We start from the raw sequence: 12,152 nt of genomic DNA, 5'->3' as shown, positions 1-12,152 counted from the left end.
GGCCCGCAGGCGAAAACCTGCGGGCCTTTGATGCCGATACTGGGGTGCAGCTTACTCGGCGTCGGACATCGACGCAGATGTTTCCTGCATCTCGCGCGGCTCACGGGGCGGACGCCCCACGACATCGCGCAGCTCGTCCAGTTCTATGAAATTGTCGCACTGTCGGCGCAGTTCGTCGGCAATCATCGGCGGCTGGCTGCGGATCGTCGATACCACCGACACCCGTACGCCCTGACGCTGAAGCGATTCGACTAGCGGACGAAAATCACCGTCGCCGGAAAACAGAACGATATGATCGACCTTTGGCGCCAGTTCCATAGCGTCTACGGCCAATTCGATATCCATGTTTCCTTTGATTTTGCGACGGCCCATGGAATCGGTGAATTCCTTGGCCGGTTTCGTCACCATGGAAAAACCGTTGTAATTCAGCCAGTCAACCAATGGGCGAATGGGAGAGTATTCGTCGTTTTCCAGAAGTGCCGTGTAGTAAAACGCGCGCAACAGCTTGCCACGGCGCATGAACTCCTGCCTTAAAAGCTTATAATCGATATCGAAACCCAACGCTTTTGCTGCGGCGTAAAGGTTCGACCCGTCAATAAACAGGGCCAGACGTTCGTCTCGGTAAAACATATGTTGGTGACCTTTGCGAAGTCGGATGTCGTCAATCACAGATACATAATCATCCAAGTCGGATAGGTATCTTACGGATTGGCCCTATATGAGGGTTGGAATAGACGGTGCAAGTTTGGCTATGTCAGAGACAGGCAAGTTAACGCTCATAGCGATCGGCGGGAACGCTGTGCAACCTAGAGCTGATCGTGCGGAAATTGTTGCAACTTTTGCGGAAAAAGCGGCAGCGGCACTGGCGCATGATGGGGATTTTTCAATGTCGCATTTATACGCGACGCCAGCCTACCCCGTTGGAATCGGAAACGAATTCGTTAACGCGGCAATCGCACTACATAGCCTGATGGACCCGGATGATATCCTGCAGGTGCTACACGATCTTGAACGCCACGCAGGGCGCATTCGCACAAAGCGATGGGGGCCACGGCCAATAGATCTTGATCTGGTTTCACTCGGAAATGTGATATTACCTGACGTCACAACTTTTAATTTTTGGCGGGACATGCCGCTTGCTGATCAGCAAACGACATGGCCGACAGAAACGATCCTGCCGCATCCACGGGTGCAGGATCGCGGTTTCGTTCTGATTCCCCTGTCAGATGTGGCGCCGGATTGGGTGCATCCGGTGTCTGGATTGACCGTCCGGCAGATGCGGGATGCGCTTCGACCTGACCAGTTGGACGGTATCAAGCGGATCGACGTCGAAACCTCTTGACAGGTTGGGAAACCTGCTTGTGTTTTTTGCGGTCGCGTGCCAGAAGCGGGGCTTGCTATCCAGCCCGGACAACAACAGGAGTGTGCCGATGGCCCGCGTTACCGTCGAAGATTGTGTCGACAAGGTCCCCAACCGGTTTGAACTCGTCATGCTGGCCGCACATCGTGCGCGCGAAATTGCAGCGGGTTCGCCTGTCACGGTAAACCGCGACAACGACAAGAACCCCGTCGTGTCGCTGCGTGAAATCGCAGACGAAACCCAGCAGGCCGATGATTTGCGCGAGCGCATGATCGAAGCCAACCAGACCCAAATCGAAGTCGACGAACCCGAAGAAGACCAGATGGCTCTTCTGATGGGCGCCGAATCGGACAAACCCGTCGAAGACGATATGTCCGAAGAAAAGTTGTTGCGCGCCCTGATGGAAGCGCAAGGTCAACGCTGACGGCCATCACCGGCCCAATCCACGAAAGCGCCGGATCAAGATGACGACAGCCGACGATCTGATCGCTCTGGTCCGCAGCTATAATCCACGTACCAATGCCGCACTGATCGCCGACGCCTTTGCGTTCGGCGATCAGATGCACGAGGGGCAGTACCGCCATTCCGGCGAGAAATATTTTACCCATCCCGTCGCCGTGGCCGAATCCCTGGCCAAGATGCAGATGGATGACGCGACCGTCATTACCGCACTGCTGCATGACACCATCGAAGACACCCCTGCCAGTTTCGCAATCGTAAAGGATCGGTTTGGCACCGAAATCGCGGAACTTGTGGACGGCGTCACAAAGCTGACGAACCTGCAACTGAACAGTCGCGAAACAAAAGAAGCCGAAAACTTCCGCAAGCTGTTCATGGCGACCAGCCGCGACCTGCGCGTCACCTTGGTGAAGCTGGCTGACCGTCTGCACAACATGCGGACGATCAGATCCATGCGACCGGAAAAGCAGGCCCAGAAAGCGCGCGAAACGATGGACATCTATGCGCCGCTTGCCGGACGTATGGGGATGCAATGGATGCGCGAAGAGCTGGAGGATCTGGCCTTTCGCGTCCTGAATTCCGAAGCGCGCAATTCCATTATCCGCCGATTTATCGTGCTGCAGCGGGAATCGGGCGACGTGCTGAACCGGATCTCTTCGGATATCCGGGTCGAACTGGAACGTGCCGATATCGACGCCGAAGTCATGGGACGGGCCAAAAAACCCTATTCTGTCTGGCGCAAGATGCAGGAAAAGGACCAAGGTTTCAGCCGGTTGTCTGATATCTATGGTTTTCGCATCGTGACTGCGACCGAAGGCGATTGCTATCGCATCCTTGGCGCGATCCATCAGCGGTGGCGTGCCGTGCCGGGCCGGTTCAAGGACTACATCAGTCAGCCCAAAACGAACGGCTATCGGTCGATTCACACGACCGTATCGGGCCGCGACGGGCGCCGTGTCGAAGTGCAGATCCGCACCCGCGAAATGCACGAAGTCGCGGAAACCGGCGTTGCTGCGCATTGGTCTTATAAAAACGGCGAACGGGTCGAAAACCGCTTTGCCGTCGATCCGGTAAAATGGATCAGCGCCCTGACCGAACGGCTGGAAGACGACGAAGACCACGATGCCTTTCTCGAAGCGGTCAAGCTGGAAATGTACACCGATCAGGTGTTTTGCTTCACTCCAAAAGGAGAGGTCATCAAGCTGCCGCGGGGCGCAACGCCGATTGATTTTGCCTATGCAATTCACACGCGGATCGGCACAACCTGTCAGGGCGCCAAGGTCGACGGGCTGCGGGTGCCGCTGTGGACGCGACTGAAAAACGGCCAATCGGTCGAAATTATCACCGCCGCTGGTCAGACACCGCAATCGACATGGATCGACATTGCCGTCACCGGGCGCGCCAAGACCGCCATTCGCAAGTTCCTGCGCGAAGAAGATCGCGACCGCTATATCAGGCTGGGCCGCGAATTACTGCGTGTCGCCTTTGAAAACGCGGGCAAGAACATGACGGAAAAAGCGATTCGCACCGCTGCCAAAACGATGGCGATGGGGGCGGCGAACGATATGCTGGCCCGTCTTGGCAGTGCGGAAGTGTCGGCGCGCGAAATTGTCCGCGCGATTTATCCCGACCTTGATCAGCGGCCCGGTGGCGAGGTGGACGCAAATCATGCTGTTGTCGGGCTGCGTGACGATCAGAAGTTTCAGCGCGCTGCCTGCTGCCAGCCAGTTCCGGGCGAACGGATCGTTGGCATTACCTACCGGGGGCAGGGCGTAAAGGTGCATGCCATCGATTGTCAGGCGCTGGCCGATTTCGAGGATCAGTTGGATCGCTGGATCGATCTGCGGTGGGAAGACGGGCAGCACAAGCCGGTTCATGCGGTGACGCTGGATATCTCGATCACCAACGATGCGGGGGTGCTTGGGCGGATCTGCACATTGATCGGTGAGCAGGATGCCAATATTTCAGACCTGAAATTCATCGACCGCAAGCCCGATTACTTTCGGTTGTTGATTGACGTCGACCTGCGGGACGCGGACCATCTGCACCGCGTCATCACGGCAATCGAAGCAGACAGCAACGTGTCGGACCTGTCGCGCCAACGCGATCCGGGTCAATCTGGCACCTGAACAGGTCATCAAGGGGAACGCAGCGGTGTTCAAACGCAGGGACAGGCGACCAGCGTGGCGGGTGATGGCTTCGGCCGTGTATCCCGAAGGCGGGTGGCGTCGTGCGTTCTGGTATGTCCAGCGCCGTTTGCAGCGTCTGCCCGACACCCCCGAAAAAATCGGACGCGGCATCTGGGCGGGTGTGTTCACCACATTCACCCCATTCTACGGGCTGCATTTCGTGGTCGCCGCCATGATCGCGAAACTGATGCGCGGAAATATCCTTGCGGCACTGATGGCGACGTTCTTTGGCAATCCGCTGACCTATCTTCCGATCGCTGCGGCATCGCTGGGTGTGGGCCACTGGGTTCTTGGCCGGGGTCCCCACGAAGATATCGGGTCGGTGGGCGGCAAGTTTGCCAGCGCCGGCCGCGAACTTGCACAGAACATCTGGGCGTTGTTCACGCCGGGCCGCGCCGATTGGCACGGATTGTCGATCTTTTATCACGACATCTTTTTCCCCTATCTGATTGGTGGGCTGCTTCCCGGTGTGGTCTGCGCAACCGTGGCATATTTTCTGGCCGTGCCCGTGCTGCGGGTGCAGCAGAACCGTCGCCGCAAAGTGTTGCGCGCCAAGCTCGAAAAGCTTTCTCCAGTGCCGCGGGGGGATGGCGAAGGACCAAAAGCGGATTAAGTTGCCGTCTCTATAGCAAGGAATGGCCAATGACAGACAAGCTGCGACTGGGCGTGAACATCGATCACGTGGCGACCGTGCGGAACGCGCGGGGCGGTGACAATCCCGATCCGCTGCGCGCGGCCTTGCTGGCCCAAGAGGCCGGGGCTGACGGTATCACCGCACACCTGCGCGAAGACCGCCGCCATATCCGCGATGCAGACATGGCCGCGCTAAAGGAGAAGCTGTCGATCCCGCTGAACTTTGAAATGGCGGCGACCGCTGAAATGCGTGATCTGGCCCTGCGCACGACGCCCCATGCGGTTTGCCTTGTTCCTGAGAAACGCGAAGAACGCACCACCGAAGGCGGATTGGACGTGGCCCGTCAGGCACACGAACTGGCCGATTACATCGCCCCTTTGCGCGACGCGGGGTGCCGCATTTCGCTGTTTGTCACCCCCGACCGTGATCAGGTCGAAGCAGCCCACCGTATCGGCGCACCCGTGATCGAATTGCACGCTGGGGCCTATGCTGATGCCTGGGCCGAAGGGCGCTGGGCTGATCGCGATGTCGAACAGGGACGTCTTGTCGATATGGCGGCCTATGGCCATTCGCTGGGGCTGGAAATTCATGTGGGCCACGGTCTGACGTATGACAGTGTCGGGCCCATTGCCGCCCTGCCGCATGTGCGTGAATTGAATATCGGTCACTTCCTGATCGGTGAATCGATCTTTCTTGGGCTCGACGGGGCCATTCGCAAAATGCGCGCCGCGATGGACGCGGCCCGGCCATGACACCGACCGACACAGAACGCGCCGCGATGCGCGACGTCGCCGATCACGCGCTGGCGCTGCATGCCAAAGGTCACGATATCGTATTCACCGCTGCGGTTGTGCGGGACGGCCAAGTCATCGCGACGGCCCGGAACGAAGTCGGTGACACCAACGATGTTTCCCGCCATGCCGAGGTGGTCGCAATGGCCCGCGCCGCCGACGTGCTGGGTGACCGCAGCCTGAAGGGTTGCACCCTGCTTGCGTCTTGCCAGCCTTGCGAAATGTGTTTGTCCGCGATGCGTTGGGCGGAAATTGACCGGGTTATCTTTGGTGCCCAACAAGCCAATAGTGACGCATCTTTTTTCCGCTTTCCCAAGCTGGGGATCGCGGATTTCCATGCTGCTTGCGACGGTGCGTTTACGTATCTGGGTGGAGTCGAGGAAGAGCGGCTTCACGTCATTTATGCGCCGGAGGATCAATCTTGATCCTGGGAATTGGCACAGATCTTGCGAAAATCGACCGGATCGCAGGCACATTGGACCGGTTTGGCGACAGGTTTCGCAACCGGGTGTTTACGGACATCGAACAGGCAAAGGCAGAGCGCCGTCGCGACACCCCCGGCACATATGCAAAGCGCTGGGCCGCCAAAGAGGCGTGTTCAAAAGCGCTGGGCACTGGTTTGCGCATGGGAATTGCATGGAAAGACATGGCTGTCAGCAATCTGCATACCGGTCAGCCAGTCATGCAGGTTACCGGCTGGGCCAAGGACCGATTGGACCAGATGACCCCGTCTGGACACGAGGCGATCATTCACGTCACCCTGACCGACGATCACCCCTGGGCACAGGCTTTCGTTCTTATCGAAGCGCGTCCGATCCCCGCAGACCCATTGGCTTGACAGATCGGGACCGGAGGATCATTTAGCCGTTCATAATAAGGACGGGATAGATTACATGGCCGAAAAAACTGGCGTCGTCGCGGGCGTGGTCGAAACCGTCAAGACGATTGTCTACGCGCTGTTGATCGCTGGCGTTTTCCGCACCCTGTTCTTTCAACCGTTCTGGATTCCGTCCGGTTCGATGAAAGACACGCTGCTAATCGGTGACTTTCTGTTCGTGAACAAGATGGCATACGGCTACTCTTACGCGTCATGTCCCTCTATCCTGATACCGGCGCTTGGTATCGACATCGGTGCCGATGATTTCTGCGGCATGTTCGAAGACGCGGACGAACGGCTGTTCGGGTCCGATCCTGAACGCGGCGATGTCGTGGTGTTCCGGCACCCGGTCACTGGACGCGATTTCATCAAACGTGTCGTGGGTATGCCCGGTGACCGCATCCAGATGCGTGATGGCCAACTGATTATCAATGACGAACCGGCCCCGCAGACAGAAGACGGTATCTTTTCCGAACGGATGGAACCGCAGGGGTCAGGCGGTCAGCGGCCACAGTGTTTCAACGGCGCGGTCGGTGATGGTGCAGAATGTATCAAGCAACGTTTCGTTGAAACGCTGCCGAATGGCGTCAGCCACGATATCCTGAACATCGGCAACAGGTCATTGGACAACACGGGTGTCTTTACCGTGCCGGCTGACCATTTCTTTTTTGTCGGTGACAACCGCGATAATTCCACCGACAGCCGTGTGGCCCAGACCGCTGGCGGCGTCGGTTTCGTCCCGCGCAAGGATATCGTCGGCCGTGCAGACCGGGTGATCTTTTCTTCGGCGGGGCGGTCGATGCTGGCGTTTTGGACATGGCGCAGCGACCGCTTCTTCAAGGCGATCGAGTGAAGGTTTCAGCCCAACTTGAAGCGTTCCAGCGACGATTGGGGCACAGCTTTGCCGATGTGCGGCATCTTTTGCGGGCGGTGACGCATCCATCGATGGCCAGTCCGCACCGTGACGACAACCAGCGGCTTGAATTTCTGGGCGACCGTGTGCTGGGCCTGACCATCGCCGAAGCACTTCTTACGGCTGATCCGGGTGCTGCCGAAGGCACGCTCGCGCCGCGCTACAACGCGCTGGTGCGCCGTGAAACATGCGCCGAAGTTGCACGCCAGATTGATCTGGGCGAAGTGATGAAACTGGGTCGGTCCGAAATGAAATCCGGTGGCCGCCGCAAGGATGCGTTGCTGGCGGACGCGATGGAGGCCGTGATTGCCGCCGTCTATCTGGACGCCGGGTTCGAAACCGCACGCGACACCGTTCTGGCCCTGTGGGGTGCGCGCGTCACCACGGTGGCCAAGGATGCACGCGACGCTAAATCTGCATTGCAAGAATGGGCGCAGGCCCGCGGCGAACCGCCCCCCGTCTATACAGAAGTTGCCCGTTCCGGCCCCGATCATCAGCCCGATTTCACGATAGAGGCGCGGCTGGCTAACGGCGAAACCGCCCGCGCCACGGCCCGTGCAAAACGACAAGCAGAACAAGCGGCAGCCGCCGCATTGCTGGAAAAGGTATCCCCATGACCGAAGACACGCGCGCCGGATTCGTCGCCCTGATCGGTGAACCGAATGCCGGAAAATCCACCCTTCTGAACCGCATGGTGGGGGCGAAAGTCAGCATCGTCACGCATAAGGTGCAGACGACACGCGCACGTATTCGCGGTGTCATGCAGGCTGGTCAATCGCAGCTGGTGTTCGTTGACACGCCCGGCCTGTTTGCGCCACGTCGCAGGTTGGACCGCGCGATGGTTGCTGCCGCGTGGTCGGGCGCGGGCGATGCGGATGTCGTCGTCCTGTTGATCGAAGCGAACCGTGGTTTGACCCCCGGTGTGCAGGCGATTCTGGATGTGCTGGCGGAACGGGTCGGCAAGGCGCGCGTGGCATTGGCCATCAACAAGATCGACCGGGTAAAATCGGAAACCTTGCTGGAACTGACCGCCAAAATGAACGCGGCCTATGATTTTGCCGAAACCTTCATGATTTCTGCCGAACGCGGGCATGGCTGCGACGCGCTGCGTGACTGGTTGGCAACGCAGGTTCCGGCTGGGCCTTGGCTGTATCCCGACGATCAGATTGCCGACGCGCCGCTGCGCAACATCGCAGCCGAAATCACCCGCGAAAAGCTGACGCTGCGCCTGCATCAGGAATTGCCCTATCAGTTGACGGTCGAAACCGAAAACTGGGAAGAACGCAAAGACGGTTCCGCCAAGATCGACCAGTTGGTCTATGTTATCCGCGACGGCCACAAGGGGATCGTGCTGGGCAACAAGGGCGAAACGATCAAGGCGGTGGGTCAGGCGGCCCGCGTCGAGATCGAAGAACTGCTGGGGCGCAAGGTCCACCTGTTCTTGCAGGTCAAGGTCCGGGCCAACTGGCTGGAAGACAAGGAACGCTATTCCGAAATGGGCCTTGATTTCAAAGACGGCGATGCCTGACCGATGCGCCTGACCGCCGACTTTTGGGTCGCGGCGTATCTGGCGCGACTGCGCGTGGCTGATATTCCGGCTTTCGTGGTGGCACGGGGGGACGCGACGGCGGGCGCTGTTCTGGTAAAGCTTAACACGTTGGATGGACAGGCACAGGCGTTCCAGCGCAGTTTCGATCTGGCGACAGGCGACAGGATCTGGGTCACGCTCGCATCGGGTCCCGAACTGGATATCGACGCGTCCATTGCGCGCCAGCGCGGTTTCGATGCCGACCTGTGGGTCATAGAAGTCGAGGACCGGCAGGGGCGACACATGCTGGACGCACCCGGATTGGAATAGGGGCAGGCCGATGATCGATTGGCGTGACGAAGGCATCCTTTTGGCCGTCCGCCCGTTCGGGGAAACATCGGCCATCATCGAGGTGTTTACCCCCGACATGGGGCGGCACGCGGGCGTCGTGCGGGGTGGGGTCAGTCGCAAGATCGCCCCGATCCTGCAACCCGGCGCGCAACTGTCCGTGGCATGGAAGGCCCGGCTTGGTGAACATCTGGGGGCTTTTACCGTCGAACCGGTTCGCAGCCGCACCATCGCCGCCATGTCGGACCGTCTGTCGCTGGCCGGGCTGAATGCTGTCTGTGCGCTGTTGGCTCGGGTGTTGCCCGAACGCGAACCGCACCGACCACTGTATGATCGCACCGCGCAGTTGCTGGACCTTTTGGGCCAGTCCGAAGTCTGGCCGCTGGCCTATCTACGCTGGGAACAGGCGCTACTGACGGAAATGGGGTTCGGCCTTGATCTGAGCGCTTGCGCGGTGCGCGGCACGAACGAAGATCTGGCGTTCGTGTCCCCGCGCACGGGCAGGGCCGTCAGCCGTCAGGCGGCGGGCGAATGGATCGACCGGTTGCTGCCCTTGCCGCCGGTGCTGGCGGGGCAGGGGGACGCCACGGATGACCAGATCCTGATCGCGCTGTCGACAACCGGCTATTTCATCGCGCATCGGCTGTTACAATCGCTTGGCAATGCCTCCCTGCCACCGGCCCGGGACCGGCTGCTGGATGTCCTGCGACGCGACGCACGGATCAACTGACAAGGGGGTGGCGGAACTGTTGGGGTCGCCCCGATGTTGGGATCGAAACCGACGGGGACACGTCATGGCCGATTTCATCAATATCCTGCTGCGCTGCGTCATCATGGTGCCGTTCGTGATTGTTCTGACACGGCTTGCGGGCTTGCGATCCTTTTCCAAGATGTCGTCGTTTGATTTTGTCATCACACTGGCCACGGGATCGATACTGGCGTCCACCGTCATGTCACCATCGACCCCGTTGCTGCATGGGGTGGCGGCGCTGGTGGGGCTGTTCGTCGTGCAGATCGGCATCGCACGATTACGTACAGGCACGACACAGGTGGCTGACCTGATCGACAACGCGCCCCTGCTGATCATGCGCGACGGTCAATTCCTGATGGACAACATCCGCAAGGCCAATATGACCAAGGCGGATGTCATCGGAAAACTGCGCGAAGCGAACGCGCTGGACCTGTCAAAGGTGCGGGCCGTAATCTTTGAACAAACGGGCGATGTCAGCGTCCTGCATGGCGACAAGCTGGATCAGACGCTTTTGCAGGGCGTTCAGTCGAAAGCCTGATCAATCCAGCAGTCGTCGCGCGATGACCTGCGCCTGAATTTCGGCGGCCCCTTCAAAGATGTTCAGGATGCGTGCGTCGCACAGGATACGGCTGATCTTGTATTCCAGTGCAAAGCCATTCCCACCGTGAATTTGCAACGCGTTATCCGCACAGGCCCAAGCGACACGTGCACCCAGCAGTTTCGCCATCCCGGCCTCCAGATCGCAGCGACGATCGGCGTCTTTTTCGCGGGCGCTGAAATAGGTCAACTGCCGCGCCACCATGATTTCGACCGCCATCATCGCGAGCTTGCCTGATACACGCGGAAAATCGATCAGCGCTTTGCCGAACTGTTTGCGGTCCTGCGCATATTTCAGGCCTTCGTCCAATGCGGACTGGGCGACGCCGATGGCGCGCGCAGCGGTCTGGATGCGGGCCGATTCAAAGGTCTGCATCAGTTGTTTGAAGCCCCGCCCCGTTTCGCCGCCCAGCAGGTTTTCACCGCTTACCTTGAAACCGTCAAACGCCAGTTCGTATTCTTTCATCCCGCGATAGCCCAGCACCTCGATCTCTCCGCCGGTGATTCCGTCGTCGGGAAAGGGGTGCGCGTCTGTTCCGGGTGTCTTTTCCGCCAGAAACATCGACAGGCCGCGGTAATCGTCGGATTCGGGTTCGGTCCGTGCGAGTATGGTCATCACTTGGGTGCGGGCGGCGTGGGTGATCCAGGTTTTATTGCCGGTGATTTGCCAGTCGTCACCATCGCGCACGGCACGCGTCCGCAGCGCACCCAGGTCCGAGCCGGTGTTGGGTTCGGTAAACACGGCGGTCGGCAGGATTTCCCCGCTGGCCAGCCCCGGCAGCCATTTCGATTTCTGTTCGTCCGTGCCGCCGCACAGGATCAATTCTGCCGCGATTTCAGACCGTGTCCCCAATGATCCGACGCCGATGTAGCCGCGCGACAATTCTTCGGACACAACGCACATGGCGGATTTCGACAGGCCGAAGCCACCCAGATTTTCCGGGATTGTCAGGCCAAAGACACCCATTTCCGCCATCTCGTCGATGATTTCCATCGGGATCAGGTCATCGTTCAGGTGCCAGTCGTGCGCATGGGGTTCAACCCGTTCCCGGCTGAAACGTCGGAACTGGTCACGGATCATCTCCAGTTCTTCATCCAGACCTGCCCTACCCACGGTCAGATCAGCGCTGCGTTCCTGCATTTCAAGCGCAAGCGCAGTGCGGGCCGACTGCGTATTGCCGTGGCGCATAAGCTGCTGCACGGGATCGGTTGCAAAGTCTGCGGCGTCATCGGTCGACAGTCCAAAATCGGACAGACGCACCACCTCTGTCTGGTTCATCTGGATTCCGCCGGCGATCTGCGACAGATATTCCCCGAATGCGATCTGGTGGATCAGCTGTTCGACTGTGTTGAACTGGCCGTCGGCTGATAGACGTTCGGCCCAATCCTGCATTTGGTGCAGCGCTTGTGCATATGTCGCAAGCCATGCAAGGCCATGCGTCGCTGTTTGTTGTGCTTCGATCAGCTTGGACGATACCCGCCCGTCTTGCGTGACGGCGTCACTGACCGCAGCCTTTGCTTTCGCCAGAATGCTGTCCACGGCTGTCAGCGCCTGTTCTGTGGTGTTCACAAGATCAGCCAGCACAGGGGCGGCGGCATATGTAAGGGCTTGTCCATCGTGCGGCATGGTCGACTCCGTCTTTTGTGCAGTTGCAGCAGTAACGACTTTGCATCCGCAGCGCAATATTGATGCGTAATATAAATT

Annotated in this window: 15 protein-coding genes; 13 read left to right on the top strand and 2 right to left on the bottom strand. The window is 59.2% G+C overall.

Translation table 11 applies throughout. The annotated features are described in order from the left end of the window. Positions 1-51 precede the first annotated feature (51 nt). Positions 52-630, bottom strand: a complete 579-nt coding sequence (locus GZH79_RS07660) for an NYN domain-containing protein (RefSeq protein WP_211643201.1) — start codon at positions 628-630, stop codon at positions 52-54. A gap of 88 nt (positions 631-718) precedes the next feature. Here GZH79_RS07660 and folK point away from each other — a divergent pair, with 88 nt between their 5' ends. The 13 genes from folK (at position 719) to GZH79_RS07595 (ending at position 10,388) form a co-directional block, all read left to right on the top strand. Then, complete coding sequence (folK, locus tag GZH79_RS07655; RefSeq protein ID WP_349291174.1) at positions 719-1,342, top strand: 2-amino-4-hydroxy-6-hydroxymethyldihydropteridine diphosphokinase; 624 nt, start codon at positions 719-721, stop codon at positions 1,340-1,342. Positions 1,343-1,430: 88 nt separating this feature from the next. Further along, entirely contained in the window at positions 1,431-1,784 is a 354-nt protein-coding gene (rpoZ, locus tag GZH79_RS07650; RefSeq protein WP_211643199.1) for a DNA-directed RNA polymerase subunit omega, read from the top strand. A gap of 40 nt (positions 1,785-1,824) precedes the next feature. Further along, entirely contained in the window at positions 1,825-3,948 is a 2,124-nt protein-coding gene (locus GZH79_RS07645) for a bifunctional (p)ppGpp synthetase/guanosine-3',5'-bis(diphosphate) 3'-pyrophosphohydrolase (protein WP_211643198.1), read from the top strand. A gap of 64 nt (positions 3,949-4,012) precedes the next feature. Continuing rightward, positions 4,013-4,621, top strand: a complete 609-nt coding sequence (locus GZH79_RS07640) for a DUF2062 domain-containing protein (protein WP_211643197.1) — start codon at positions 4,013-4,015, stop codon at positions 4,619-4,621. A gap of 29 nt (positions 4,622-4,650) precedes the next feature. Next, positions 4,651-5,394, top strand: coding sequence for a pyridoxine 5'-phosphate synthase (locus GZH79_RS07635; protein ID WP_211643196.1), 744 nt, complete (start codon positions 4,651-4,653; stop codon positions 5,392-5,394). Continuing rightward, positions 5,391-5,858: a nucleoside deaminase gene (locus tag GZH79_RS07630; protein WP_211643195.1), complete on the top strand. Its 468-nt coding sequence runs from the start codon at positions 5,391-5,393 to the stop codon at positions 5,856-5,858. The genes GZH79_RS07635 and GZH79_RS07630 overlap by 4 nt, the downstream gene beginning before the upstream one ends. Beyond that, entirely contained in the window at positions 5,855-6,271 is a 417-nt protein-coding gene (gene acpS, locus GZH79_RS07625; RefSeq protein ID WP_211643194.1) for a holo-ACP synthase, read from the top strand. The genes GZH79_RS07630 and acpS overlap by 4 nt, the downstream gene beginning before the upstream one ends. A 55-nt stretch (positions 6,272-6,326) precedes the next feature. Then, on the top strand, positions 6,327-7,163 hold the full coding sequence (lepB, locus tag GZH79_RS07620; protein WP_211643193.1) for a signal peptidase I: 837 nt from the start codon (positions 6,327-6,329) through the stop codon (positions 7,161-7,163). Further along, the gene (rnc, locus tag GZH79_RS07615) at positions 7,160-7,840 is read left to right on the top strand and encodes a ribonuclease III (RefSeq protein WP_211643192.1); all 681 of its coding nucleotides are present in this window, start codon (positions 7,160-7,162) and stop codon (positions 7,838-7,840) included. Before lepB ends, rnc begins: the two co-directional genes overlap by 4 nt. Next, complete coding sequence (gene era / locus GZH79_RS07610) at positions 7,837-8,751, top strand: GTPase Era (protein ID WP_211643191.1); 915 nt, start codon at positions 7,837-7,839, stop codon at positions 8,749-8,751. Before rnc ends, era begins: the two co-directional genes overlap by 4 nt. A 3-nt stretch (positions 8,752-8,754) precedes the next feature. Beyond that, positions 8,755-9,081 (top strand): DUF1491 family protein, encoded by a 327-nt coding sequence (locus tag GZH79_RS07605; RefSeq protein ID WP_211643190.1) that lies wholly within the window; start codon positions 8,755-8,757, stop codon positions 9,079-9,081. Between the two features lie 10 nt (positions 9,082-9,091). After that, on the top strand, positions 9,092-9,829 hold the full coding sequence (gene recO, locus GZH79_RS07600; protein WP_211643189.1) for a DNA repair protein RecO: 738 nt from the start codon (positions 9,092-9,094) through the stop codon (positions 9,827-9,829). A 64-nt stretch (positions 9,830-9,893) separates the two neighbouring features. Further along, on the top strand, positions 9,894-10,388 hold the full coding sequence (locus GZH79_RS07595; protein WP_211643188.1) for a YetF domain-containing protein: 495 nt from the start codon (positions 9,894-9,896) through the stop codon (positions 10,386-10,388). Here the strand turns inward: GZH79_RS07595 and GZH79_RS07590 are convergent, their stop codons facing one another. Further along, positions 10,389-12,074: an acyl-CoA dehydrogenase family protein gene (locus GZH79_RS07590; RefSeq protein ID WP_211643187.1), complete on the bottom strand. Its 1,686-nt coding sequence runs from the start codon at positions 12,072-12,074 to the stop codon at positions 10,389-10,391. Positions 12,075-12,152 lie beyond the last annotated feature (78 nt).

Source organism: Loktanella sp. SALINAS62 (assembly GCF_018263905.1).
In the GTDB taxonomy this organism is placed as follows: domain Bacteria; phylum Pseudomonadota; class Alphaproteobacteria; order Rhodobacterales; family Rhodobacteraceae; genus Loktanella.
This window is presented reverse-complemented; position numbering and strand designations above follow the sequence as displayed.

Bases quoted from the DNA above. Each gene is read 5' to 3' on its own strand.
- GZH79_RS07660 (WP_211643201.1), bottom strand. From the start codon at position 630: ATGTTTTACCGAGACGAACGTCTGGCCCTGTTTATTGACGGGTCGAAC.
- folK (WP_349291174.1), top strand. From the start codon at position 719: ATGAGGGTTGGAATAGACGGTGCAAGTTTGGCTATGTCAGAGACAGGC.
- rpoZ (WP_211643199.1), top strand. From the start codon at position 1,431: ATGGCCCGCGTTACCGTCGAAGATTGTGTCGACAAGGTCCCCAACCGG.
- GZH79_RS07645 (WP_211643198.1), top strand. From the start codon at position 1,825: ATGACGACAGCCGACGATCTGATCGCTCTGGTCCGCAGCTATAATCCA.
- GZH79_RS07640 (WP_211643197.1), top strand. From the start codon at position 4,013: ATGGCTTCGGCCGTGTATCCCGAAGGCGGGTGGCGTCGTGCGTTCTGG.
- GZH79_RS07635 (WP_211643196.1), top strand. From the start codon at position 4,651: ATGACAGACAAGCTGCGACTGGGCGTGAACATCGATCACGTGGCGACC.
- GZH79_RS07630 (WP_211643195.1), top strand. From the start codon at position 5,391: ATGACACCGACCGACACAGAACGCGCCGCGATGCGCGACGTCGCCGAT.
- lepB (WP_211643193.1), top strand. From the start codon at position 6,327: ATGGCCGAAAAAACTGGCGTCGTCGCGGGCGTGGTCGAAACCGTCAAG.
- era (WP_211643191.1), top strand. From the start codon at position 7,837: ATGACCGAAGACACGCGCGCCGGATTCGTCGCCCTGATCGGTGAACCG.
- GZH79_RS07605 (WP_211643190.1), top strand. From the start codon at position 8,755: ATGCGCCTGACCGCCGACTTTTGGGTCGCGGCGTATCTGGCGCGACTG.
- recO (WP_211643189.1), top strand. From the start codon at position 9,092: ATGATCGATTGGCGTGACGAAGGCATCCTTTTGGCCGTCCGCCCGTTC.
- GZH79_RS07595 (WP_211643188.1), top strand. From the start codon at position 9,894: ATGGCCGATTTCATCAATATCCTGCTGCGCTGCGTCATCATGGTGCCG.
- GZH79_RS07590 (WP_211643187.1), bottom strand. From the start codon at position 12,074: ATGCCGCACGATGGACAAGCCCTTACATATGCCGCCGCCCCTGTGCTG.